Raw genomic sequence first — 24,221 nt, 5'->3', positions numbered from 1 at the left:
ATACGCTATTCTTTTGCAAGCCTTTGTGCCATTACACTGGCCGCAATCAATTGCAGGGCGTGGTATATCATAAGAGGTAGTAAAATAATACCCACAATACTGCTTTGGGTAAACAGTACTTTCGACATAACTGTGCCATGCACTAATGATTTTTTAGAGCCACAAAACATAACTGTTATATTATCAGCCTTGCTAAAGCCTAATAACTTACTGATGCTATTGGTAATCAATATTACCACAAAAAACAAACCCAATAAACCCGCCATTAATAAGATGAGCTCAATAAATGATAAATCTTTAAAGAGATTCAAAGCAAAGGATTTGCAAAAAGAGGTATAGATAATTATCAGGATAATAGACTGGTCGAAAGTTTTTAAGGCGGTTTTGTATTTATCGGCAAACCAGCCTAAACGCTTATTGAGTAACATGCCTATAGCCAATGGCAAAAGCACTTGCAGGCAAAGTTTGCCGATGATGCTCCAGACATCAAAATTACCTGTGTCTGCTACGATAAAAAGTCCTACCCATAGTGGTGTCATAAACAAGCCTATCAGGCTTGAGATACTGGCATTGAAAATAGCCGCAGGAACATTTCCATTCGCAATAGAGACCATCACTACCGATGATGAAACTGTAGAGGGTAGAGCCGCCAGATAGAATAAGCCCAACCAAAGATTCTCATCTTCTCCGGCGAATAAAGGTTTCACTAAAAGCGCAATAAGTGGAAATAAGACAAAAGTTGTGAGTTGAATAACAATGTGCATTTTCCAGTTAGATAAGCCTTGTTTGAGTTTATCTGTGCTTAGTTTCAGGCCATAGAAAAAGAAAATACCTGACACACCATAATTGGCTATTTCCTCTAACGAAACAGGCTCCTGCATCAACCCGAAAGAGGGGAAATAATAGGCCAATATAACCATAATAATAATAGCACCTAAAAACCAGTCGAGGCCAATGCGGGAAAAGAATGTTGTTATTTTATTCACAATAATATGACTTGAGTTTTGACAATGTAAACAAAAAGCCCTATAAACCGAACTGATTTATAGGGCTTTCATCTATCATTTACGCTCTTAAGCGTAGGTATTTAACATCACAGGCATTACAAGCATCAGGGTATCTTCGTTATCGGTTTTTTCTACCGGAATAATCAAGCCTGCACGATTTGGCTGAGACATTTCAAGAGAGATATTCTTTACGCTCAGGTTATTCAACATTTCTATCAAAAACTTAGCGTTAAAACCTATTTCAATCTCATCGCCATCATATTCGCAGGCTAATTTCTCAGTCGCTTCATTTGAATAATCCAAATCTTCGGCAGAAATAACTAATTCATTAGCAGAGATTTTCAGGCGAATCTGATGTGTAGTTTTATTAGAATAGATTGAAATACGTTTCAAGGTACTTAATAACTCTGTGCGCTCGATTTTTAGCTTATTCGGGTTATTCTGTGGGATAACGTTTTCATAATCAGGGAAACGTTCGTCTATCAGGCGACAAATCATTTTAATATTACCGAAGCTGAAAAAAGCATTCGAGCTACTAAATTCTGCTTTTACAGGCATCACCTCGCCCGGTAAAGAAGATTTCAATAGATTCAGGGCTTTGCGAGGCAAAATCATCGAAGTATTATTAGGTGATTTTACATCTTCACGGCGGTAGCGAATCAAACGGTGGCCATCGGTAGCTACAAAAGTAGTGGCTACGTCTGACGCCTGAACAAATACGCCAGTCATGGCCGGGCGCAAATCGTCTGTACTGGTAGCAAAAATTGTATTGGCAATAGCCGAACCTAAAGTATCTGAATCCATTTCAATACTAAAGTTACGATTCACTTGTGGCACACGCGGAAAATCCATCGGATTTTCACCTGCCAGTTTATAACGTCCATTGGCAGTTACTAATTCTGTCCCGAAAGTTTCTTCATCCACATTAATCTGTACAGGTTGTTCAGGCAAGCTACGAAGTGTATCTAATAATAAGCGGGCAGGCACGGCAAAAGAACCGCTATCACGTGAATCAACATCAAATTCAGTAATCATAACCGTTTGCATATCAGAAGCCGTTACAGTTAGGTTACCTTTATTTAATTGGAATAAAAAGTTCTCAAGAATAGGAACGATAGGGTTACTGGCAATCACACCGTTAATGGTAGAAAGATGTTTAAGTAGGGCGGATGACGAAACGACAAACTTCATGTGTATATGAGATTTCTTGTAAATATCTGAGTATCAAACACTTACCCTCAAAACTTATGCCAATCGGTTTGGCAGAGGATAAGTCAGCAAAAATAGCAAAAAATCTCCTGTTTTACAAGTAGAAAACAACAAAAAGCTTGCTGATTTTTCAAACAGCAAGCCCCGCATTTAAGTTAAAATCAGATGGTGTTTAAGCCCCTTTGTACCCACGTTTTAGCAAGTAAAGCGAGCTTAACTGCATCTGGTACCCGAATACGCTCCTGCTGTATCCGGGTAGCTGAAATTCTTTTTATTCTGTCAAAAAGTTTCAGGTAATAACAGTAAGCTAAGTAAACGCCTTTTCTCGCACCACCCGGCAATCCGAGAATACCGATATAAGCATTATCAAAGTCTTTCTGAATATCTGACTCTATCTGTTTTTTACTATCAAAACTAAAATCATTAAAATCAACATTCGGGAAATAGACTCTACCTCTTTCCAGAAAATCACTTTGTATATCTCTCAGAAAATTCACTTTCTGAAAAGCCGCTCCAAGGCTTTGCGCATAAGTTTTCAGTTGGTCAAATAGTTTCTCATCTCCTTCACAAAAAACCCTCAGACACATTAAACCTACTACCTCGGCCGACCCAAAGATATATTTATCATAGCCATTTCTATCATATACCCGATTTTCCAAATCCATTTCCATGCTCTCCAGAAATGCCTCTATTAGTTCATGTTCGATTTTATATTGTTTCACCACTTTCTGAAACGAATGTAAGACCGGATTCAGGCTGATACCTTCTTCTATGGCTTTATAGGTTTCTGCTCCATAACGTTCAAGCAGCGTTTTTTTATCGAAATCATGAAAAGTATCCACAATTTCGTCGGCGTATCTCACAAAGCCATAAATGCCATATATAGGGTCATGAAATTTACGGTCAAGTGTTTGTATCCCCAATGTAAAAGAGGTACTGTAACTCCTGGTTATGAGCTTACTACAACCGAAAGTAGTTTTTTCAAACAATTCAAACATTCTTTTTCATTTTAATGGTTGGGCATTTTTTAAGCAATCGTTACTTGTTTCTTTACGTTTCCAAATTCTTTGAGTACCTGATTGGCAACCACTAATCCTGAAATCAGTGAAGGTGGTACTCCCGGGCCCGGTACTGTCAACTGGCCTGTATAATACAGGTTTTTAACTTTCTTGTTTTTCAGAGCCGGCTTCAGAAATGCTGTCTGCATCAGAGTGTTAGCCAGACCATAGGCATTTCCACGAAACGAATGATAGTCATTCTTAAAATCACTAACAGCAAAACTCTTTTTATAGATAACATGTTTTCGGATACCATGTCCCACATACTTTTCCAGTCGCTCCATTACCATTTGGTAGTACTTTTCTCTTACTTCTTCTTCATCAGCCAAATCAGGCGCAATAGGTATCAGTATAAAAAGGTTTTCGGCACCCTGTGGCGCTACACTCTCATCTGTCTTAGAGGGTGCCGATACGTAAAAGAGTGGTTTTGAAGGCCATTGTGGATGCGTATAGATTTCATCAGCATGCACATCGAAATCTTCATCGAAAAACAAATTATGATGTATTAATTTATCTACTTTGCGATTAACACCTACATAAAATAATAAAGATGAAGGTGCCATTGTACGATTTTCCCAATAGCTTTCGCTATAATTTCTATGTTCCTGCTTCAATAAACGGCTTTCTATATGGTGATAATCTGCTCCGCCAATTACTATATCTGCCTCATACTCATCTATGTCAGTTATTACCTTATTAGCTATAGAATCTTGTACTACAATATGTTTTACCGCTTCATTAAGCCTGATATTTACACCTTTTTCCTCTGCCAATAGTACCATTGCTTTTACTATTTCGTGCATACCTCCCATCGGATACCAGGTACCTAAAGCTATTTCGGCATAGTTCATTAAACTATACAAAGCCGGTGTATTGCGAGGAGTAGCTCCTAAAAACAAAATCGGAAACTCCATTAATTGCAATAATCTTCTGTTTGAAAAAAACTTTCGGATATACTTGCCAAATGAAGCGAACAAATCTAAGCTCAATGCTTTTGATACCAGCCGATAATCGAAAAACTCAGTAATTGATAAACTTGGTTTCCAGACAAACTCGCCTATGCCTACTTCATATTTATATTTCGATTCTTCTAAAAAATCTTCTAATTTCTTACTGCTTCCTTTTTCTATGCTTTCAAAAAGGACTTTCAATTCTTCCAGATTTGCGGGTAAATCAATGGCTTCAGTCGGACTGAAAATAACCTTATAAGAAGGATTCAATCTTACCAATTCATAGTAATCTGTTACTTTCTTTCCGAACTCAGCAAAATATCGCTCAAAAACATCAGGCATCCAGTACCAGCTGGGACCCATATCAAATGTAAACCCCTTTTCTTCAAAAACCCGGGCTCGCCCGCCGGGCATTGAATTTTTTTCAAGAATAGTTACCTCATAGCCAGCCTCTGCTAACTTGGTTGCTGCTGAGAGTCCTGCAAAACCTGCTCCTATTACAATTGCTTTATTCATATATGGGCAAAAAACTCTCTTTTATCTTTTAATTGTATAAACATAGTTTGTTTAATTTTGTTTAAAAAAAATTAAACAAAATTTATACTGGCTCTTTATATCTCAATATAGTTGACGATTCGGTATAATAAACAAGCAATAATAGGAATAATTTTTTATTTTGATTCAGCCATAAAAAAAGGGCAGAAAAATTACTTTCCTACCCTTTTTACATACTCTCATTTATTTAAATTAAACAGTATCGGTTTCTTCTTCGTACGAATCTTCGTCGGTATTATAAGTCTTTGGTGAGGACTGCGGGTTATTTTCTAAACGATTATTGTAGTAGCGGTCATTATCATTGTAGCGACGGTTTCTATCTTCATCATTATATCTTCGGTCTCTGTCGTCGTAATACCGTCTTCTATCATCATAATTTCTATCTCTTTTGTCATCGTAATAGCTGCGTTCTCTGTCACGATAATAACGGTCATCACTCCAGCGATGGCAACGGTCATTACAATCATATCCATGACGATGATAATGACGCCAACCCCTTCCACCTCCGATAATGATGGGTGGTGGTACTACATACACTCTTGGCCTATAGCCCCAGGAAAAACCGATAACCGGAGGCGGTACCACTATTCTCGGAACAATTACACGAGGCAAAACACGCACATAAGGACGAGGCGGCGCATAACGATACCTGTATCCACGCCGCTGGGCGTTGGTTTCGGTAACAAAAAGCAAGCAAAACAAAACAAGAATGGCAAAGGCGTTACGTTTCATAGTATTGTTCATTTTTGTTAATGATGCTTTTACCTATACAAAGGTTGCATACGTAAGAATTTTTAACAAAGACAAACGAAACGGACTTTACCCCTATTTCTTTAGGTGTTTTAAAAGCAGATTCCCAACCATTGCCGGATACCTAAATATTCAGCCAATAGGTCATTTTCAGAATCAATGCTCTGTTTTTAGGAGCCCAGGCATTGACATAGTATCTGGTGATATTCTCGGCAAAATAATTATCGGTATATACCAGAAAAATATCACTGACCGGGCGGAATCGCCATTGCAGACGAGAGTTGATATTGATATTATTGGTCTGGGTATTATACTGGAAAAATGTACTAAAGAATAAGCTCTTTGATACCGCCAACTCTGCCCTTGGGCCTAATAACCAGTATTGCACACTATTATAAGGGGTGGGCAAGTCAATTTTAGCATAATTATAATCTATCGTAAAAATTCCATAAGGCTGGAAACGATAGGCAATACTACCCTCTAATATATTTGCTTTTCCGTTAAAATACTTCCCGGTGCTAAAATCAAAAGTACCTGTCAGGCTATATCGTTGACTACTCTCATAGCCAATATTAAAAGACCTTGAACGATAGTCGCCTACGGGTAATTCTATTACATTTTTGTAAGTATCAGGGTTTGGGTTGTCGCTGGCATTGGTAGGGTCAAAACTATCAAAGAGATGAGTAAAACTCCAACTATAGGCTATATAGGCTTCATCACCTGCCGGACTATTAGCAAAAATAAAAATATTCGACTCACTATCTAATCGTTTTCCTCTCAAATCAAATACATCACTTCCTTCTGTACCGATACCATAGGCATTAATATACTTCGCAACAGATGCAGATTTAGGGTTTAATATGAAGGTGGCAGGACGGTATAATTGCCATATACCCGTACGAGGCACAAAACCTATATCGGCCCGGTAATTTTCCCCAATGCGTTGCACACCAAAATTCAGGTCAATATTCGGGTGATGATAACCCATAAAATGAGCGGCACTTGCCGCATCTTTTTTTCCATCGGGCGAAAATGACTGATGGTAGTAGGTTTCAATCTCAAAACGGCTGTCTTTTGAATAATAATTAAATTCCAGCCCTCCTACCCTGTTATATTTCCGATAATTTCTTGTTTGCTGTTCGCTTAAATCACCAAACAGGTTTTCTTTGTTAGTAAAGATACCGCCTATGGTTGAGCGAGTGAATATTTTTCTCTGGAGTGTGGCTACTGAATAATTAGTCGCAGGTAAATAGGCATCGTTTCCAAAATTCACTTTTTTTGTTTGCATATTCATCAAACCAATCCGCCATTTGTCATTCAGTTTTCCACTCAACCGAGCACCTGCTAAAATAGGTACCTGCTGATTCAGCCCTGTATTAGGGTTACGGGTAATACCAATGCGGCGTGAGAAGAATGGTCGGGTATCAGGAAAACCAAAATTACCGAAAAGGTCGTTGTTTTCTAAAAAGAATTGACGTCTTTCCGGGAAAAACAACTCAAAACGGCTTAAATTAGTTACCTGTTTATCAACCTCAACCTGCGAGAAATCAGGGTTAAGGGTTAAATCTAAATTCAAAGAGGGTGTAACAGCTACTTTGGCATCTAAGCCAATACCTTTAGGATAAGCCGCATTAATAGCTAAAGGGCTTAAATCTTCTTCGTTTCTCGGAAAATCTTTTTGAGCCGCTAATGAAACATAGGGAATAACCGACACATTAGCTCCCGGCTTAGGAGGTTTCTCATCCCATATCATTAAACCTGTAAATGCCAGATTCGCCGGAGCAAAATTACGGGGAACGGGTCTCCAGCTTGACCGCTCATTTTTTTTTTAATACATTTCTCGTAAAGTTTACCCGCCAGGTATTCTGCTCATCAGCTACTTTATACCGAAGCGTTTTAAACGGAATAGCCATTTCCACTACCCAATAATCGTCATAATTCCGTACCTGTGAATACCATTTATTATCCCAGTAGTTCGAGACCTCTTCACCATTGAAAACCAGACCCTCACGTTGTACACCATAAGGATTGACAACAAACTGGAAGGCGTTCAAACGATCTTTGAATGTATCTAAATTGATGATAAACACATCGCTTGTACCTTGCTCAAAATCTCTCTTTAATGAAGCTATGGTATAACTGTTTCGGGGTTGATAACAAATAGCCCCTACATATAGAAAATTATCATCAAAGGCTACTCGAACCTCGGTTTGTAACTGAGCAAAGGAAGTATCATAAGGGCGACCGAGAAAAAAATCTTTGGCAATATCGGCAGTCTTCCAGCTTTCTTCTTCTAAAAGACCATCTAATTTGATTGGATTGGCAGATTTTTTAATGTGGATACTGTACTTTTCTTCGTTTGAAGTTTTGTTGTCTTGTGCTGATAGACTACTCATTACGCATAGGATGGCTCCTATGGTAGCGTAAAGTTTTTTCATAAAAAAATTAATAATACGGATAGTACTTCTTACTACATGTGTGCAGTTAAAAAAGTTGCAATTCTGCCAGAAATATTACGAAACCACATTGATAGGAGTACCTTTCTGATAGGCCTTGATGTTTTCAATGGTACCTTTCAACAATAGCTTTCGTGCTTCCACGCCAGCCCAGGCGATATGAGGGGTAATGATGCAATTCTGAGCGGTTAAGAGCGGATTATCATTTGCGGGAGGTTCAGAAGAAAGTACATCTAACCCTGCTCCTGCAATGCGGCTCACATTCAGAGCTTCTGCTAAGTCGGCTTCATTAATCAATCCCCCACGAGAAGTATTAATTAGTATGACTGATGATTTCATCTGTGCTAAAGAATCTTTGTTAATAAAGCCCTGATTATCGGCAGTCAGCGGGCAATGCAGGCTTACAAAATCACTTTCTTTTAACACTTTTTCTACTTCGCATAATTCTACCCCTTCCATATCACCGCTATTCAGGTCTCTTTTATTGGCCAGAATCTTCATACCAAAGCCTAAGCCTATATTAGCCACTTTTTTGCCAATGTCTCCAAAACCAATTATTCCCAAAGTTTTACCCTCTAATTCAACCAAAGGATTAAAATAAAAACACCAGTCGGCAGATGATGGCCATGTTTTATCTATATTTTCAGCATGTTTTGCTACCCGATTGGTAAAACTTAGCATGAGAGAAAAAGTCAACTGGGCTACTGATGCAGAACTATAACCTTTCACATTAGTAACTATGATACCATGCTCTTTAGCAGCAGCTACATCAATAATATTATAGCCGGTAGCAGTAACACCAATATATTTCAGGTTAGGTAACTGACTGATAATCTCACGATTCAACTGACATTTATTAGTCAATATCACTTCTGCGTCTTTGGCACGTTCTACTATCTGCTCCTTAGATGTGCGGTCATAAAGCGTAACGTCTCCTAAAGTATAGAGTATAGATAAATCTAAATCTCCGAGGGCATTAATAGTGTAGGCGTCAAGGTAAACTATTTTCATTAGGATTGTTGTAAGGTTGATGAAAAATTAAGGTTTTACGCCTTCTTCAGCAAGGAACTGACCGATATTAAAAAATTCATTATCTAATAATTCAATTTCCTGATTCCAGTCTTTAGTAATCCAGTCTTGGTCTTTTACTGCTATCATCACTTTTTGATGCTTTGTAAAAATCCAGAATACCTTCTCTACACCAAAATCAAGTAATTTATGGGTCTTCGTAAAGACATAGCCGAAATCTTTTTCATCTGATAAATCTACTCTGATATCTATTTCTATAGCTATTTTAGGAGCTACATCTACATAGTAAATATTGATTTTCTCCGGAGAAAGTTTTGATTTTTCATAAATATAAATGTCACCTGAAAGATTGTTATTAGTATCTAAATGTGCGCCTATTTCATTAGTGAGGAAAACATATTTAATACCATCTAACTTAGCATACAATACTTTCAATAGATAGTAAATAATATAAGATTGTATACCACTTGAACCTATGATTTCTTCAGTAGTTTTTTTATTGGACAAAACATCTTTATAGCCTTCGTAATAAAAAGGCTTACCTTCAATTATCTCATAAATAAGACTTTCTGGTATATGCTTGGCTTTACCTCTCTTCGGATTCTTGTTTATACTTACCATACCTGTAGATTTATGAATCGAAAATAGTTGTTTTTTTACTCTATTCAAAACGTCTTATTCCTGAATTATCTTACTCCAACAACTTAATAATATCTTCTTTCGACAATGATTTCACAAATGTCTCCTCCGTAGTAATCAGGTTATCAAATAGCTTTCTTTTGTTTTGTTGCAAAGCCAGAATTTTCTCTTCTACCGAATTACGGGTAATGAATTTATAGGTAAAAACTGTGTTCTGCTGGCCTATTCTATGCGCCCGGTCAACCGCTTGTGCTTCAATGGCCGGATTCCACCACGGGTCCAATAGAAAAACGTATTCGGCGGCTGTCAGATTCAACCCTAAACCTCCGGCTTTTAATGAAATCAGGAATATCTTGATTGTTTTATCAGTCTGAAAACGGTCAACTTGGTCTTGTCTATTAATAGTTGAACCATCTAAATAGCAATAAGGAATATGGTTTTCATCTAAATAATGTCTGAAAATTGCCAGGTGTTTCACAAACTGACTGAAAACCAATACCTTATGGTTTTCTTCAATAATGGTCTCTAATTTCTGCAAAACCTCTTCGTCTTTCCCCGAATTACCTTCATACTCTTTATCAATCATCACCGGATTATTTGCCAGTTGTCGCAGTTTTGTCAACCCCTGTAAAACTACCATCTGCGATTTTGCCAGTCCATCCTGCTCAATCTGTTCTAAAATAATGTTGCGGTAGTACGATTTAGCCTCTTCATAGGTTTTTTCCTGCTCTTCGGTCATATCACAATAATGCACACTTTCTACTTTAGGCGGAAGCTCGGTAGCTACCTGCGACTTGTGTCTGCGAAGCATAAACGGCTTTATCAGGCTATATAAGTGCTTTGTCTGCTTTTCGTCCTGATGCTTTTCAATAGGAATCTGATATTCATTCTTGAAGAAACTTTGTGTACCCAAAAGCCCCGGATTAATAAATGTCATTTGTGTCCACAAATCCATTATGCTATTTTCTAAAGGCGTACCTGTCAAAATTAATCGGTTAGCACTATTCAATTGCATTACTGCTTTTGAAATAAATGACGTAGGGTTTTTGATAGATTGCGATTCGTCTAAGATTACATAATGAAACCGATAATCTTTGATGAAATCAATATCAATCCTGACAATACCATAGGAAGTCAGAATCAAATCATAATTATCAAATTGTTCTGTATTTTTCTCCCGATAAGTTCCTGTATAAACAAACACTTTCAGGTCAGGTGCAAATTTCTCAATTTCTTTCAACCAGTTATAAACCAGTGAGGTTGGCATAATCAGCAGGCTTGGGTGCTGGGCAAGACCTAACTCCTTTTGCGATTGTAAAAATGCCAGTGTCTGAATGGTTTTTCCTAATCCCATATCGTCGGCAAGACAACCACCAAACTTATATTCAGACAAAAACCTTAACCAATCATATCCGGCTTTCTGATAAGGACGTAAGGTAGCTAATAAACCCTGAGGTGTAGGATATTGGTTAATTTTCTCAAAATCTCGCAATTTTTCAAGCTTACGAGTAATTACTGAATGAGCCAGACCTTCGTTGGTTAAATCCTGCACTAAAACCAGATGATGTTTTTTAAGAATAATACCTTCATCATCAGTTTTTTCCACAAAGCTGAAAAGTTCTGAATAACGTGTAAACCACTCTTCAGGAATTACCGCAATCTGCCCGTTTGGTAAAGTAAACTCTCGCTTATTAGACATAATCAGGTTACGGAGTTTCAGAAAAGGGATTTCATACTCTCCGAAACGTACTTTTGCCTGAATATCAAACCAATCGTTTTTTTCTTCAATATTTATCTCTATGGCCGAATACCCTAAAAAATACTGTTTCTGACTCAGGCTATTTTCTTCTTGCTTAACTTCAAAATTTTTCTCTTCTAATAGAGTAGCATGGCTTTGCAACCACGAAAATGCCTGTGCTTTTGGAAAAGACAATCGGCCTTGGCGTAAATCTAAGCCCCATTCTTTCAGGAGGTTAATCTGAAAACGCTCATAAACTAAATCACGTTTTATTTTATGAAAAACCCAGTCGTTCCCATTCTTTTCAACATTTACATATGCCTCTGCCGAAAAACTATCAAAGCGAAAAGTGAATTGACCGTACTGAAAAGCTAAATCAAACACTATTTTACTTTCTTTTTCTTCCTTTTCTTCCTCATCTTGTTCAAAAAGTGTTGCCATTACTTTCTGGTTACTATTTACTGCTTCGGCAATAGTTAAGATAGGTCTTGAAGTATGTTTCTCAAAACGTATTTCAAAGCCTTGGGCAAAAACATCAAATTGAGCAATGAGGGGTGCGATGAATTTCTGATAGTATGTTTCTTCGATATTACGAGGAATAATGATATGGTTCTTATTCAGAAATGGCCGTAATTTTTTGCCATCAACATGTTTCTCGAAATGATATAGTTTATTCTCAATCAAGAGCCAGGCAGGCTCCTCGCATAAAACACTGGCGTTTTTGAACTGAAACTGTACCCGCTCCCCTTCACATTTAATGGTCGGAAAATAATGGGTATTTTCTTCGTTGCGGATAAAATTAAAATAGACCCTTGCGCCTTCCTGTATCATCTTTACCGACTTCCAGGTAGGTTCGCCATCGCTTCCCATAATAAAAACCTGCTTGGTCAGCAGTTTATCTAAAATCTGGGAACGATGTTTTTCCATATAGCTATGAATCGTTTCCTGTAGTAGCTTATCGCCCTTATCGGCATCATATACTTTCAGAAAAAAATCCAGCGGACTTATTTTTCTTGTATTAAATTTTTTAAGAATAGCTTCCTGCTGAATCGCATCGATGAGTTTCACCAATTCAAAATCTGTGGTATCTAAACGTTCGGAGAACTCACGTATATTTTTTGAGGAAACGTTCTGATTGAGTAAGGTAAGTTCGCCCTTTCCATTGAGTTGAATAATGAATGACTCGAATAAAAAGCCTAAATATTCATGCTCAAACAATGAATAGACAATTTCAAATGGTTGTTGAGTAGATACTTTCATGTTTACAAAATATGAAGCCCTGCCAGTAGGATGTTTGGGAGAAACTTTTCTTATCTGTATCATGGCTTAGACTTTGGCGGTAGTACGAACTACAAAAATGACGATAGATTAGTTGATTTGCAAGGAAACTCCCTATAAAAAATGTAGCAACACGATTGCTCATGCTGCTACGGGTAAAGGGAAGAAAGATGAGGTTGATTCTTACAATACTATATACCTGTATAGTTAAACGGAGTAATCCGGCGAAGCTCGTATTTTACTTTTTCGCCTATGTCGAGCGTGTCAATAAACTCCTTTATTTTCTTTTCTGTAATTTTCTCGTTCGTACGGGTCAGTGCTTTAAGCGCCTCATAAGGTTTCGGGAAACCCTCTCTTCTCAGTATAGTCTGTATCCCTTCTGCTACTACTGCCCAGTTTTCTTCCAGATGGTGGTCAATAGCCTCTTTATTCAATTCCAGTTTGTCTAATCCTTTTAATAGCGATTTCAGAGCAATCACTGTATGAGCGACTGGCACACCTAAATTTCTTAAAACGGTAGAATCTGTTAAGTCTCTTTGCAAACGTGAGATGGGTAGTTTAGCCGAAAAATGCTCAAACAAGGCATTGGCCACTCCTAAGTTTCCTTCGGCATTTTCAAAATCAATCGGATTCACTTTATGCGGCATGGCCGAAGAGCCGATTTCTCCTGCTTTTATTTTCTGTTTGAAATAACCCATCGATACATAAGTCCATACATCACGTGAAAAATCAATCAGGATAGTATTGATACGCTTGATATTATCGCTTAATGCCGCCAGCATATCATAATGCTCTATCTGTGTGGTTTTCTGGCTGCGATACAAGCCTAACTGTTCGTTCACAAAAGTATTACCAAAGGCAACCCAGTCTATTTGCGAATAGGCTACATGATGGGCATTGAAATTACCGGTGGCACCACCAAACTTGGCGGCGTATGGAATTGTTTGTATTAATTCGATTTGTTTTTCGATACGCTCACAAAAAACCAGAATCTCTTTGCCTAAACGTGTAGGTGAAGCAGGTTGCCCGTGTGTATGAGCCAATAAAGAAATATCTTTCCATTGGTCGGCCAAAGCATAGAGTTTTTCTAAAATCTGTTTAAAAACCGGCAATACATTATTGTCAACGGCTTCTTTCAATGAAAGAGGAATGGCAGTGTTGTTAATATCCTGCGAGGTAAGGCCAAAATGAATAAATTCTGAGTATTGGCTGATACCTAACTTTTCAAATGCTTCTTTAATAAAATACTCAACCGCTTTTACATCATGATTGGTCGTTTTTTCTATTTCCTTAATTTTAAGCGCATCTTCTTCTGAAAAATTCTGATAAATGGCTCTTAAATCGTAATAAAGTGATTTCTGAAAAGTAGAAAGTTGAGGCACCGGAAGCTCGACTAAAGCAATGAAATATTCAATTTCTACCCGAACACGGTAATAAATCAACCCAAACTCTGAAAAATATTTCGCTAAGTCTTCCACTTGTTTACGGTATCGACCATCAACAGGAGAAATAGCAGAAAGGGTATTTAAAATCATAAAATTATAGTTTAATGTGTAGCCAATTCTCTTATGGCAGAGATTTAAAAATTATGTTGAGACAGCTACATCAATAGTAAGTGTATTTTTATGAGGTGGACAAATTTATTAATAGATCGATGACATTCAACCGATGCCTAATCTATAAAATTAAGCTGATACAGGCGCATATGTAAGGCTTTTACTTTAGCCGCACTTGTGTGTTTGCTTAATCGCCTACAAATTTAATGCTTTAATGCCAATGGATTAATTGTTCTATCAAAAAAAAAATTAAATTGCTACTCTTTTCAACCTAAACCAACAAAACCCATTAATGGAAACTTCTAATTTTATCGGAGAATTGATAGGCACAGCCGTATTGATTCTTTTAGGCGATGGTGTCGTAGCTAATGTATTGCTAAAAGGCTCTAAAGGTGAAAACGCAGGCTGGATTGCTATTACTGCCGGATGGGCTTTCGCCGTAATGTCGGGCATTTTTGTTGCCCAGAAATTCGGTAGTTCTGCTGCTCATCTGAATCCTGCGGTAACTGTAGCCATGGCCGTAAAAACAGGTGACTGGTCAAATGTTGTTCCTTTTATTGGAGCGCAATTAATAGGTTCTTTCATAGGAGCTGTTTTGGTTTGGTTGGTCTATCTGCCGCATTGGAGTATTACTGAAGACAAAGGTGCTAAATTAGGTATCTTTGCTACGGCTCCTGCTGTTCGTCATACTACTGGCAATATTCTTTCAGAAGTAATAGGTACTATGGTATTAATATTAGCTTCTTCTTCATTCTATAGTATGCCTGAATCAGGCTATGGCCCATTATTAGTTGGTTTTCTGGTCTGGTCAATCGGCTTATCTTTAGGTGGGCCAACGGGGTATGCCATTAACCCTGCCCGTGATTTAGGCCCTCGCATTGCTCATGCACTTTTACCGATTTCAGGCAAAGGCACCAATGACTGGGGTTATGCCTGGATTCCGATTGTTGGACCTATCATAGGAGGCGTAATCGCTGCTTTGATGATGAATGCGTTTCATGTGTAAAACACCCCTAACCCATGAAGGGGGATTAAGACAATAATTTATTAATGAATACCTTTCATCTTTAATTAGACTTAGCATCCAAATAGGTAAAGAAATATTTTTGTAGGTTTAATACGATTGTATAAACTTTTATAGAGAATATTCGTTTACGTAGAAAACAGTTCTTGTAAAATCGAATTGTTTTGTTTATCTTTAAGAAACCAAAGTCATTCTGGAAATGATATTGGATTATCAATTTACCCAACAATCAAGATCTGATTTGCGGGAGCTCAAGGAGCTTGTCAGACACGGAGAAAACAAGCATGTTGAGTTTAAGCTTAAGACTAATCATCCCGAAAAGATTATCCGTGAAATTGTTGCTTTCGCTAATTCAGACGGAGGAAAGCTCATTATCGGTGTCGGTGACGATAAAAGCATTAAAGGGCTGAAGTTTGCCGATGAAGATGAGTTTATTCTTCAACGAGCCATTGAGCGACACATTTATCCGGCCATTGACTACGACGTCAGGCATGTAACAGTAGAAGGCGATCGAGAGGTGCTGATATATACTATTCCTAAAAGCCCTTTTAAGCCCCACTATGTTGACCTCGACGGAATAATTGAAAACCGAAAAGCCTATGTACGGGTCGAAGATCGTTCGGTTCAGGCCAGCCGTGAAATGCGTGAGATATTGAAAGGCGAACGCAAAGCAAATAATATCCGATTTCATTATGGCGATAAAGAGAGAACCCTGCTGAAGTATCTGGCAGATAATGAGCGGATTACAGTTGATACTTATGCTAACATTGCCAATATTCCCCGAAAAATAGCGTCTCGTACCTTAATCGTTTTAGTGTTGGCCAATGTCATTAAAGTACAGCCACATGAGATTCAGGATTTTTTTATGGCAGCTTAGAAAATCACATCATATCAGAAGTCGGGAATGTCCTATTCCCGACTTTTTTTATTAAGTCTTTTATGCTGTTTTTCAGGCACTTATAGCACTTAATACCCAATTTTTGCCACCGAAAAAAACAAATTTCTTCTATTGAACCCCATTAATTCTTCGAAAAAGAAAGAAAGTTCACTAAAAACAGAAGAATTAGCAGATTTTTTATAAAAGAATACAACAAGTTCGGAATCATTTTTATAACTTTGCAGTCCGAAAATTGCGGACATTCAAAAGTATTAATAAAAATTTCTTGATTGTATGATACTGCTCTGTTTTCAGACAATCAAACAAGAGTTCTAAACAATGGCGAAAAAAGAAAAAACAGGAATTGAGATTCTTGAAAGTGCAGATGCTTTAAAACAAGAGTTTGGAAAAGCAGAAGGTTTTTTGAAAAAGAATCAGACGTTGCTTACCTATGTGGGTGGTGGGATTCTGGCAATAATTTTAGGTATTGTAGGCTATAATTATTGGTCAAAATCACAGGATGAAGAAGCACAGGTAGCCATGTTTAATGCTGTTTATGCTTTTGAAGCAGATTCTTTGAAACAAGCATTGAATGGCACCGGTGGTAACGAAGGTTTACTAAGTGTGGCCTCTAACTACGGTTCTACTGATGCCGGAAATCTGGCAAACTTTATGGCAGGTGTTGCTTTGGTAAAACAAGGTAAATATGATGAGGGTATAGAGCACTTAAAAAGCTTTAGCTCAAATGATTTACTTGTGCAAGGCCGTGCTTACGCATTGATAGGTGATGCTTATATGGAAAAAAAGAATACCGAAGAGGCTATCAGCTATTACAAAAAAGCAGCTGAATATAAACCTAACAAGTTTTTTACGCCATTATATCTGATGAAGTTAGCTACTGCTTACGAAACTGCAAAAGACAACAAGTCAGCATTAGACGCCTATAATCAGATTATTGAAAAATATCCTGATTCAGGCGAAATAACTAACGCAAAGAAATATAAGTCCAAACTCGAAGGCACAGTCGGCGAGTAAAATTTGGTTATACAGTCATAATCAAAGGGATAAGCCGAATCTGGTTTGTCCCTTTTTTAATAAATATTGTTCTATAAAGTCTATTTCTTTACCCGAATAAAAAATGTCGTCAGCACACAAAAATTTGAGTGTATTCAGTACCACAGGTTTACCTGATATAAGTCAGAAAAAATTTGCCATCATCGTTGCCGAATGGAATAGTGAAATTACAGAAGCACTTTTTGAAGGGGCTTATCAAACCTTAGTTGATAATGGAGCTAAAGCAGAAAATATTATCAGAGCCAATGTGCCTGGTAGTTTCGAATTAAGTTTCGGCTCACAGGTATTTGCTCAAAAACCGGAGATAGCTGCTGTCATTGCCATTGGCTGTGTGATTCAGGGCGAAACCAAGCATAACGATTATATCAATCATGCCGTGGCTGGTGGTTTAACCGAAGTAGCCTTGAAATATAATAAACCTGTTATTTTTGGTGTGTTGACACCAAATAATCAACAACAGGCATTAGATAGAGCAGGTGGTATACATGGCAACAAAGGTGATGAAGCTGCAATTACTGCTATTAAAATGTTAGGATTACAGTAAGGAGATGCAAAAGGCAAAACCAAACATATCAAAAGCCGCTTTCTGGGATGTCAATTTTGAGGAGATTGATTTTGAGAAAAATACGCGTGATGTTATCAATCGTATTTTGATGAATGGAAAGTTGTCTGATTGGGTGGAAATGAATAAGTATTATGGTATTGAAAAGATAAAGGAGGAGATTGTGCAAATGCGGTATTTATCAGACCTTGCATTAAATTTTTGTAGCTTCTATTATGATATACCTAAAGAAGAATTCAGATGTTACAAACTCAGTCAGTCTATCCCGAAACTTTGGGAGTTTTAAAGGAGTTAATGAAAGAACCATCATTAAATGAATTTTATTTAGTAGGTGGAACTGCTTTTGCCTTGCAGATTGGGCACAGGATTTCGGTTGATATTGATTTATTTACTAATACCCCTTTCGATTCTATCATACTTTCAGCGGAATTGAAAGAAAAATATGATTTTAAAGAAAACCTTAATAGAGGTTATTTCTTACAAGGTCAGATAAAAGATATAAAAGTTGATATTTTAAAATATCCTTATAAACCCTTGAATGACCTTATTGAGATAGAAGGAATAAGAATGATTGTACTGGCTGATATTGCAAGTATGAAAATGGCAGCAATTACGAATAGAGGAAGAAAGAGAGATTTTATCGACTTATATTTTCTGTTGAAACACTATTCATTGAAGCAGATTATAGAATGGTATCAACAAAAATATGATGCTGAAATATTTATGTTACTTCAAAGTTTAGTCTATTTTGAAGATGCGGATAATGATATCGACTTAAATATGATAGTTCCGACGAGTTGGGAAGATGTAAAAAAGGCAATCAAGTCGGAAGTCCAGAGTTATTTAAAATCAGTTCGGTAATTGAAAGTTTATAAATGCCAGTAATAACTCTTGAAACCCCAATACAAGCCCCTGCTGAAATCTGTTATGATTTATCGTTGAGTGTAGATTTGCACCAATTGTCCACAGCTAAAACACAGGAGCATATTGTTGATGGTGTGAGGAAAGGAGTGATGAAGTTGGGAGAAACGGTTACATGGCGGGCAAAACATTTTGGTATTTGGCAAGAATTAACTACCAAAATCACAGAAGCTCGAAAGCCAGAGTATTTTGTTGATGAAATGCAGAAAGGTGCTTTCAAATATATGCGGCACGAACATCATTTTATACCAACCAATGAAGGCGTGTTGATGAAAGATATTTTTATGTTTGAGTCGCCTTTAGGAGTTTTAGGTAAAATAGCTGATAAATTGGTATTAGAAAATTATATGAAAGGGTTTCTGACAGAAAGAAACCAGTGTATTAAAGAAATGGCAGAATCGGGTAAGTGGAGAGAAATATTGGGTAGGAGAAAAGATTAAATATTTTATTCATAGTAAAACAAAACCAGAACCACAGAAAATGCAAGTTTGGAAATTTGGCGGTACTTCCGTAGGGAAACCGGAGCGTATGCACTCAATTCGTAAGCTGATTACAGAAGATAGTCAACGTAAGATTGTTGTTTTATCGGCACTTTCCGGTACAACAAACTCCCTTATCTCTATCGGTGAGTCTCTGAAAGCTAATAATGATGCCGAAGCCACCGAAAAAATAAATGCTTTATATGCCCATTATCAGTCGTTTATTAAGGATTTGTATAAAACCGAAGCAGGATATAAGGCAGGCAGAGCCATTGTTGACAAAGAGTTTAGTTTTATTCGTTCTCTGGTAAGCATTAAGCCATTTACGTTAAAACAGGACAAAGAAATTGTGGCCGAAGGTGAATTGCTTTCTACACAAATGTTTGAAGCCTATCTGCAAGAAGAGGGTATCAATTCCGCTCTTTTACCTGCGCTGGATTTTATGCTGATTGATGCTGACAATGAGCCGGTTTTGAGTTTTACAGAAGAAAAACTCTCAGCCATGCTGGAGCAATTGCCAAACAAAGATTTATTCATTACACAAGGTTTTATATGTAGAAATCCTCGTGGGGAAATCGATAATCTGAAACGTGGTGGTTCTGATTATACAGCGTCTTTGATAGGTGGAGCTATCCGTGCTGAAGAAATTCAAATCTGGACAGATATTGATGGGATGCATAATAACGACCCCCGTATTGTGAAAAGAACTTTTCCTGTACGTGAACTAACTTTTGAAGAAGCGGCTGAATTGGCCTATTTCGGAGCTAAAATTTTACATCCAAGTACCATTACCCCGGCAAAAATGAGAGGTGTACCAGTTCGTTTAAAAAATACCATGGAGCCTAATGCATACGGAACGCTGATTGCGCACAAAACAACCGAGTCTGAAATTAAAGCTATTGCCGCAAAAGATGGCATTACAGCTATTTATATTCACTCAACCCGTATGCTGAATGCTTACGGATTCCTGACAAAGGTGTTTGAGATTTTTGAGAAATATAAAACACCTGTCGATATGATTACCACTTCCGAAGTATCGGTAGCAGTAACCATTGATAACGCCGAGAATCTGGACAAAATAACAGCAGAATTACGCCAGATAGCCGACCTGGAAGAGCATGACCGTAACCAGAGTATTATCTGTATTGTAGGGGATTTCAAGGCTGATAAAGCAGGTATTGCCCTGAAAGTAATGGAAGCCATGAAAAATATTCCAATCAGAATGATTGCCTACGGTGCTTCAGAGCATAATATTTCTTTATTGGTTGATACCAAAGATAAAAATGCTGCCTTAGAAGCATTAAACGAAGGCTTATTTACTTTTGAATGATATATTTCTCCTCATCCCAACCCCTCTCCTGCAGGAGAGGGAGATTTAGAGCGGACGCCGCGCGGGGTAAGGAAATTTCCCTTAATCACATAAGACTACTATGTTACAACTGAATTATATAAAAGAGAATAAACAGGCTACTATTGATGGCCTGAAGCGAAAGTATTTCAAGAATGCCGAAGAAACCGTTGAAACACTGTTGGGTATAGACCAGAAACGTCGTGAAACCCAGGCAGAATTAGACGGTACGCTGGCAAAATCAAATGCTTTGGCTAAAGAGATTGGAGGCTTGATGAAAGAAGGCAAAAAGGCAGAAGCAGAAACAGCCAAAGCTCAGACTGCCGAACTCAAAGCCCAGTCAAAAGTATTGGAAGAAAACCTGAAAGGTTTAGAGAATGATTTATATGAGGTCTTGGTAACCATGCCTAATCTCCCTCATGCCAGTGTTCCGGAAGGACGTACGCCTGAGGAAAATGTAAATATATTCGAGACGGGTACGATTCCGAACCTGCCTGACAATGCACTACCGCACTGGGAGCTAATCAAGCAATACAATATCATTGATTTTGATTTGGGTAACAAGATTACCGGAGCAGGTTTCCCTGTCTATAAAGGCAAAGGTGCTCGTATTCAGCGAGCCATGATTAACTTCTTTTTAGATGAAGCCTTAGCCGCAGGCTATGGTGAAATACAACCCCCTATTCTTATTAATAAAGAATCAGGTTTTGGTACAGGCCAGTTGCCTGATAAAGAAGGGCAAATGTATCATGCCACGGCAGATGATTTATACCTGATTCCTACAGCTGAAGTGCCTATTACTAATATCTATCGTGATACGATTTTAGCCGATGGAGATTTGCCAGTGAAGAACGTAGGTTATACTCCATGTTTCCGTCGTGAAGCGGGTAGCTGGGGGGCTCATGTAAGGGGTTTGAACCGTTTGCATCAATTTGATAAAGTAGAGATTGTACAGATTCGCAAACCCGAAGAATCGTATGAGGCATTAAATGAAATGGTAGAACATGTAAAAGGTTTGCTGAATAAGCTTGAATTACCTTATCGTATTCTGCATTTATGTGGGGGCGACATGAGTTTTACCTCTGCGCTTACTTTCGATTTTGAGGTATATTCTGCCGCACAAAAAAGATGGTTAGAGTGTAGTTCAGTGTCAAACTTCGAAGCCTATCAGGCCAACCGTCTGAAATTGCGCTATAAAGTAGAAGGTAAAACACAGTTATTGCATACACTTAATGGTTCTGCCTTAGCTTTACCACGTATTTTAGCCGCCATTTTAGAAAATAACCAGACACCGGAAGGTATTAAAATCCCGAAAGTACTGGTACCTTATTGTGGATTTGATATGATTAACTAAGGGTTATTCATACGCTATAAATAAAAAATGCGAGGCTCTAAACCTCGCATTTTTTGTATATGAAACGCATCAGTTACATCCTCCTATCTGTGCACTGAAAACAGTACCTCCAACACCATCAGCCTTAAAATTCGGCAATAGAACAATAGCTTTCGTAGCCTGATAAACAAGGTTTGACGGATTTTGAATGGTAGTATTAGTTGTAACTTCATTGGTGGCAGTAATAACCTCACTTGCAACTACCCTACTATAAACCCCTGAATAATTATTTGTATCTGTAAGAGTCAAGTTATTCGGACAAAAGGTCTTAAATATATCTACATCATCAATAGCCCATCCGGCAAGACGGGTATTTGAGGCGTCTGACTCAAAATGAAAAATAACCCGGATAGTTTTAGTAGCAAAATCATTAATATTAACTCTGCTTAACCCCCAACCTGCGGCCTCATTGATAGTAACGCTCGGACTCCCTACATTTCCAACCATAGTTGGCCCTAACCATTCCCAGACTCTTTTTCTGTTAACGGTACCAACCTCCTGTATTTCTACATAAGCATAAGCATGGGTATCTGCATTATCAGTGCCTGCAAACTGAAATTTCTGCGCCCATGATAAATAGGCATTGTTGTTTCCTATAGCCGGAATATAAATATTAGGCGAAATAAGGTCGAAATTAGCATTGAAATTATAGGTATTATCTAAATCTGTTTTCCAGCACTTGGTTCCACTATTGGCGGTAGTGATAGGTGCAAATGTTGGTGTTCCTCGTTCCCATTCATCTTGCGCACCAGAGTGAATGAAACCTCCGTCATTGGTTTCAAAATCATTCGTATAAATACTTGTTAGTGTGCCAATAACAGGTTCTTGTTCTTCTATTTCAATCCCCCAACTATTCAATTGTCCTGCATTATCAGCCGTATCATCAGCAATAGTCAAGGTCCAGGTACCTTGTGTTAGTTGTCCCTTAAACCATTCCAGTCGATATTCCTTAGGTGGTTGATAAACAATATTATTCACTATCGGAAAACTACCTAATGGAATTGCGGCATTATCATCTAACTTTATATCCATTGGTGAAAAAGCCGCTATATCAGTAAACAGAATCACTGTATTTCCGGAAGGAGAAGTCAGGCGCACATCTAAATCCGCTATATTTCCATGAAATAAATTCAATGAAACCTTTAAAGATTCAATCCGTTTATTGGCAGGAATATTAATAGTTGACGTAATGGAAGCCGGACCCGAAGGAATGGCTTTAACAGTAGTATTGCTATACACTGAAACAGCTGTATTAGACGCTGGCAATACACTTGCGCTTAACTGATAAGTACCAAAAGTATTCCCATCAGGAGCTACTACAATATAGTAGGTACCACTTATTTTTACAGTAAGAAAAAAACCTTCCGAATTGGGTGATTGTGTATTCGGGTCAGCGGCCGTCAGGTAAAAAAGGCTGAACTCTCCAAAACCAATTTGGCCATTCCACGTAGTAGCATCTCTTTCAGGGTTAAAATCAAGACTTATGAAAATAGTATCGCCTGCATTTAGAGAAATAGAATAATAATCAGAATCCTGATCTGAACTTAAAGCGCCACTTACCCATCCTGAATTTGGAAAAACATTGGCTGTAGAAGTGCTGTTATTTGGCTCAGTCTCGGCTACCGGAGTACCGCTTTGTAAACGAAAATACAGGTAATAAGGAAGTAATTTAATACTGGTAGAAATATGCCTCACCCTGATATAATAAGTTCCGGTAGCAGGAATAACAGTGCCTGCAATACTTGATGAATTAGAACCAAAAGAACCATCGTTATCATCGGTTTCTAATACCTGAAAACCATCGCTTGAAATAATATCTAAAATACTATCCGTACTACCCGGTGAAGAAAAAGCTGTCTGGGTAGCCACATACACTTTATCGCCTGCATTGGCAGTAAAAGTATAAAAATCAATATCTGCATTCGGATTAATGTATCCTTTTACCTTTACATCATTCCCTCCTAAGGGCATGGCAGTTATTACATCATTATTGGGCTCAATTTCATCTTTTAAAATCATTGTGCTTGTTAAAGCAAGTGATGCAGGAGGAGCTGAAAAACGTTGCGGAGAAAAAGGCGTAAGAAAGGAGGCGGACTTTTTTGTTTGCTTGGCAGGCTGTAAAAATTTCGGTGTTTTCAATACAATTGTATTATCGCATGGCATTCCGGCTTTTGCTAAAGTGATGTGGGTAACAAAAACGCATAGCAAGCTTAAAAGTAAGCATTTTTTCATGGGGGGTCTGTAAGAATGATTTGGTTAGAAAAGCAAAAACATACCAATTTAAACCATAATTTTTTAGTTTCAGCGTTTTAGGCCAT

General features: G+C 37.9%; 22 protein-coding genes. 10 read left to right on the top strand and 12 right to left on the bottom strand.

The features are described from left to right. Positions 1-5: 5 nt before the first annotated feature. The 11 genes from EWM59_RS18540 to purB all read right to left on the bottom strand — a co-directional run bounded on the left by EWM59_RS18540 (position 6) and on the right by purB (position 14,204). The gene (locus EWM59_RS18540) at positions 6-986 is read right to left on the bottom strand and encodes a bile acid:sodium symporter family protein (protein ID WP_262709286.1); all 981 of its coding nucleotides are present in this window, start codon (positions 984-986) and stop codon (positions 6-8) included. Positions 987-1,073: 87 nt separating this feature from the next. Next, entirely contained in the window at positions 1,074-2,198 is a 1,125-nt protein-coding gene (dnaN, locus tag EWM59_RS18535) for a DNA polymerase III subunit beta (protein ID WP_130022746.1), read from the bottom strand. Between the two features lie 179 nt (positions 2,199-2,377). After that, on the bottom strand, positions 2,378-3,214 hold the full coding sequence (locus tag EWM59_RS18530; protein ID WP_130022745.1) for a phytoene/squalene synthase family protein: 837 nt from the start codon (positions 3,212-3,214) through the stop codon (positions 2,378-2,380). Between the two features lie 29 nt (positions 3,215-3,243). Beyond that, positions 3,244-4,740 carry a bifunctional phytoene desaturase/3,4-desaturase gene (gene crtID, locus EWM59_RS18525; protein WP_130022744.1) on the bottom strand — a complete coding sequence of 499 codons (1,497 nt, stop codon included), beginning with the start codon at positions 4,738-4,740 and terminating at the stop codon, positions 3,244-3,246. A 231-nt stretch (positions 4,741-4,971) separates the two neighbouring features. After that, positions 4,972-5,511, bottom strand: coding sequence for a hypothetical protein (locus EWM59_RS18520; protein ID WP_130022743.1), 540 nt, complete (start codon positions 5,509-5,511; stop codon positions 4,972-4,974). 142 nt (positions 5,512-5,653) lie between these two features. Further along, a complete protein-coding gene (locus EWM59_RS18515) occupies positions 5,654-7,282 on the bottom strand; it encodes a DUF5916 domain-containing protein (protein WP_130022742.1) in 1,629 nt (542 codons plus the stop codon). A gap of 64 nt (positions 7,283-7,346) precedes the next feature. After that, positions 7,347-7,967, bottom strand: coding sequence for a carbohydrate binding family 9 domain-containing protein (locus tag EWM59_RS18510; RefSeq protein ID WP_130022741.1), 621 nt, complete (start codon positions 7,965-7,967; stop codon positions 7,347-7,349). 75 nt (positions 7,968-8,042) lie between these two features. Next, entirely contained in the window at positions 8,043-8,996 is a 954-nt protein-coding gene (locus EWM59_RS18505) for a D-2-hydroxyacid dehydrogenase (RefSeq protein WP_130022740.1), read from the bottom strand. 27 nt (positions 8,997-9,023) lie between these two features. Continuing rightward, positions 9,024-9,635 carry a Uma2 family endonuclease gene (locus tag EWM59_RS18500; RefSeq protein WP_130022739.1) on the bottom strand — a complete coding sequence of 204 codons (612 nt, stop codon included), beginning with the start codon at positions 9,633-9,635 and terminating at the stop codon, positions 9,024-9,026. Positions 9,636-9,705: 70 nt separating this feature from the next. Further along, on the bottom strand, positions 9,706-12,651 hold the full coding sequence (locus EWM59_RS18495; RefSeq protein WP_130022756.1) for a DEAD/DEAH box helicase: 2,946 nt from the start codon (positions 12,649-12,651) through the stop codon (positions 9,706-9,708). 209 nt (positions 12,652-12,860) lie between these two features. Then, positions 12,861-14,204, bottom strand: coding sequence for an adenylosuccinate lyase (gene purB, locus EWM59_RS18490; protein ID WP_130022738.1), 1,344 nt, complete (start codon positions 14,202-14,204; stop codon positions 12,861-12,863). Between the two features lie 313 nt (positions 14,205-14,517). On the opposite strand from purB, the gene EWM59_RS18485 reads away from it, so the two are divergent. The 9 genes from EWM59_RS18485 to serS all read left to right on the top strand — a co-directional run bounded on the left by EWM59_RS18485 (position 14,518) and on the right by serS (position 21,864). Next, complete coding sequence (locus tag EWM59_RS18485) at positions 14,518-15,231, top strand: MIP/aquaporin family protein (protein ID WP_130022737.1); 714 nt, start codon at positions 14,518-14,520, stop codon at positions 15,229-15,231. Between the two features lie 217 nt (positions 15,232-15,448). Further along, positions 15,449-16,126 carry an AlbA family DNA-binding domain-containing protein gene (locus tag EWM59_RS18480; RefSeq protein WP_130022736.1) on the top strand — a complete coding sequence of 226 codons (678 nt, stop codon included), beginning with the start codon at positions 15,449-15,451 and terminating at the stop codon, positions 16,124-16,126. Between the two features lie 339 nt (positions 16,127-16,465). Then, entirely contained in the window at positions 16,466-17,161 is a 696-nt protein-coding gene (locus EWM59_RS18475; RefSeq protein ID WP_130022735.1) for a tetratricopeptide repeat protein, read from the top strand. Between the two features lie 103 nt (positions 17,162-17,264). After that, complete coding sequence (gene ribH / locus EWM59_RS18470) at positions 17,265-17,744, top strand: 6,7-dimethyl-8-ribityllumazine synthase (protein WP_130022734.1); 480 nt, start codon at positions 17,265-17,267, stop codon at positions 17,742-17,744. Positions 17,745-17,748: 4 nt separating this feature from the next. After that, positions 17,749-18,048, top strand: coding sequence for a DUF6922 domain-containing protein (locus EWM59_RS18465; protein ID WP_130022733.1), 300 nt, complete (start codon positions 17,749-17,751; stop codon positions 18,046-18,048). After that, entirely contained in the window at positions 18,003-18,623 is a 621-nt protein-coding gene (locus EWM59_RS18460) for a nucleotidyl transferase AbiEii/AbiGii toxin family protein (RefSeq protein ID WP_130022732.1), read from the top strand. The genes EWM59_RS18465 and EWM59_RS18460 overlap by 46 nt, the downstream gene beginning before the upstream one ends. A 14-nt stretch (positions 18,624-18,637) precedes the next feature. Then, entirely contained in the window at positions 18,638-19,123 is a 486-nt protein-coding gene (locus tag EWM59_RS18455) for an SRPBCC family protein (protein WP_130022731.1), read from the top strand. A 40-nt stretch (positions 19,124-19,163) separates the two neighbouring features. Continuing rightward, positions 19,164-20,492, top strand: a complete 1,329-nt coding sequence (locus EWM59_RS18450; RefSeq protein ID WP_130022730.1) for an aspartate kinase — start codon at positions 19,164-19,166, stop codon at positions 20,490-20,492. A gap of 100 nt (positions 20,493-20,592) precedes the next feature. Further along, complete coding sequence (gene serS / locus EWM59_RS18445) at positions 20,593-21,864, top strand: serine--tRNA ligase (RefSeq protein WP_130022729.1); 1,272 nt, start codon at positions 20,593-20,595, stop codon at positions 21,862-21,864. Positions 21,865-21,933: 69 nt separating this feature from the next. Here serS and EWM59_RS18440 read toward each other — a convergent pair whose 3' ends face one another. After that, positions 21,934-23,922 (bottom strand): pre-peptidase C-terminal domain-containing protein, encoded by a 1,989-nt coding sequence (locus EWM59_RS18440; RefSeq protein WP_165372219.1) that lies wholly within the window; start codon positions 23,920-23,922, stop codon positions 21,934-21,936. Between the two features lies 1 nt (position 23,923). On the opposite strand from EWM59_RS18440, the gene EWM59_RS27690 reads away from it, so the two are divergent. Further along, complete coding sequence (locus tag EWM59_RS27690; protein ID WP_165372218.1) at positions 23,924-24,148, top strand: hypothetical protein; 225 nt, start codon at positions 23,924-23,926, stop codon at positions 24,146-24,148. Positions 24,149-24,221 lie beyond the last annotated feature (73 nt).

Origin of the sequence: Emticicia agri (assembly GCF_004168285.1) — a bacterium.
GTDB classification, from domain to species: domain Bacteria; phylum Bacteroidota; class Bacteroidia; order Cytophagales; family Spirosomataceae; genus Emticicia; species Emticicia agri.
This window is presented reverse-complemented; position numbering and strand designations above follow the sequence as displayed.

Excerpts from the sequence above, each read along its gene's own strand:
- dnaN (WP_130022746.1), bottom strand. The coding sequence starts at position 2,198 with ATGAAGTTTGTCGTTTCGTCATCCGCCCTACTTAAACATCTTTCTACC.
- EWM59_RS18530 (WP_130022745.1), bottom strand. The coding sequence starts at position 3,214 with ATGTTTGAATTGTTTGAAAAAACTACTTTCGGTTGTAGTAAGCTCATA.
- crtID (WP_130022744.1), bottom strand. The coding sequence starts at position 4,740 with ATGAATAAAGCAATTGTAATAGGAGCAGGTTTTGCAGGACTCTCAGCA.
- EWM59_RS18520 (WP_130022743.1), bottom strand. The coding sequence starts at position 5,511 with ATGAAACGTAACGCCTTTGCCATTCTTGTTTTGTTTTGCTTGCTTTTT.
- EWM59_RS18515 (WP_130022742.1), bottom strand. The coding sequence starts at position 7,282 with ATGATATGGGATGAGAAACCTCCTAAGCCGGGAGCTAATGTGTCGGTT.
- EWM59_RS18510 (WP_130022741.1), bottom strand. The coding sequence starts at position 7,967 with ATGAAAAAACTTTACGCTACCATAGGAGCCATCCTATGCGTAATGAGT.
- EWM59_RS18505 (WP_130022740.1), bottom strand. The coding sequence starts at position 8,996 with ATGAAAATAGTTTACCTTGACGCCTACACTATTAATGCCCTCGGAGAT.
- EWM59_RS18500 (WP_130022739.1), bottom strand. The coding sequence starts at position 9,635 with ATGGTAAGTATAAACAAGAATCCGAAGAGAGGTAAAGCCAAGCATATA.
- EWM59_RS18495 (WP_130022756.1), bottom strand. The coding sequence starts at position 12,651 with ATGAAAGTATCTACTCAACAACCATTTGAAATTGTCTATTCATTGTTT.
- purB (WP_130022738.1), bottom strand. The coding sequence starts at position 14,204 with ATGATTTTAAATACCCTTTCTGCTATTTCTCCTGTTGATGGTCGATAC.
- EWM59_RS18485 (WP_130022737.1), top strand. The coding sequence starts at position 14,518 with ATGGAAACTTCTAATTTTATCGGAGAATTGATAGGCACAGCCGTATTG.
- EWM59_RS18480 (WP_130022736.1), top strand. The coding sequence starts at position 15,449 with ATGATATTGGATTATCAATTTACCCAACAATCAAGATCTGATTTGCGG.
- EWM59_RS18475 (WP_130022735.1), top strand. The coding sequence starts at position 16,466 with ATGGCGAAAAAAGAAAAAACAGGAATTGAGATTCTTGAAAGTGCAGAT.
- ribH (WP_130022734.1), top strand. The coding sequence starts at position 17,265 with ATGTCGTCAGCACACAAAAATTTGAGTGTATTCAGTACCACAGGTTTA.
- EWM59_RS18465 (WP_130022733.1), top strand. The coding sequence starts at position 17,749 with ATGCAAAAGGCAAAACCAAACATATCAAAAGCCGCTTTCTGGGATGTC.
- EWM59_RS18460 (WP_130022732.1), top strand. The coding sequence starts at position 18,003 with ATGTTACAAACTCAGTCAGTCTATCCCGAAACTTTGGGAGTTTTAAAG.
- EWM59_RS18455 (WP_130022731.1), top strand. The coding sequence starts at position 18,638 with ATGCCAGTAATAACTCTTGAAACCCCAATACAAGCCCCTGCTGAAATC.
- EWM59_RS18450 (WP_130022730.1), top strand. The coding sequence starts at position 19,164 with ATGCAAGTTTGGAAATTTGGCGGTACTTCCGTAGGGAAACCGGAGCGT.
- serS (WP_130022729.1), top strand. The coding sequence starts at position 20,593 with ATGTTACAACTGAATTATATAAAAGAGAATAAACAGGCTACTATTGAT.
- EWM59_RS18440 (WP_165372219.1), bottom strand. The coding sequence starts at position 23,922 with ATGATTTTAAAAGATGAAATTGAGCCCAATAATGATGTAATAACTGCC.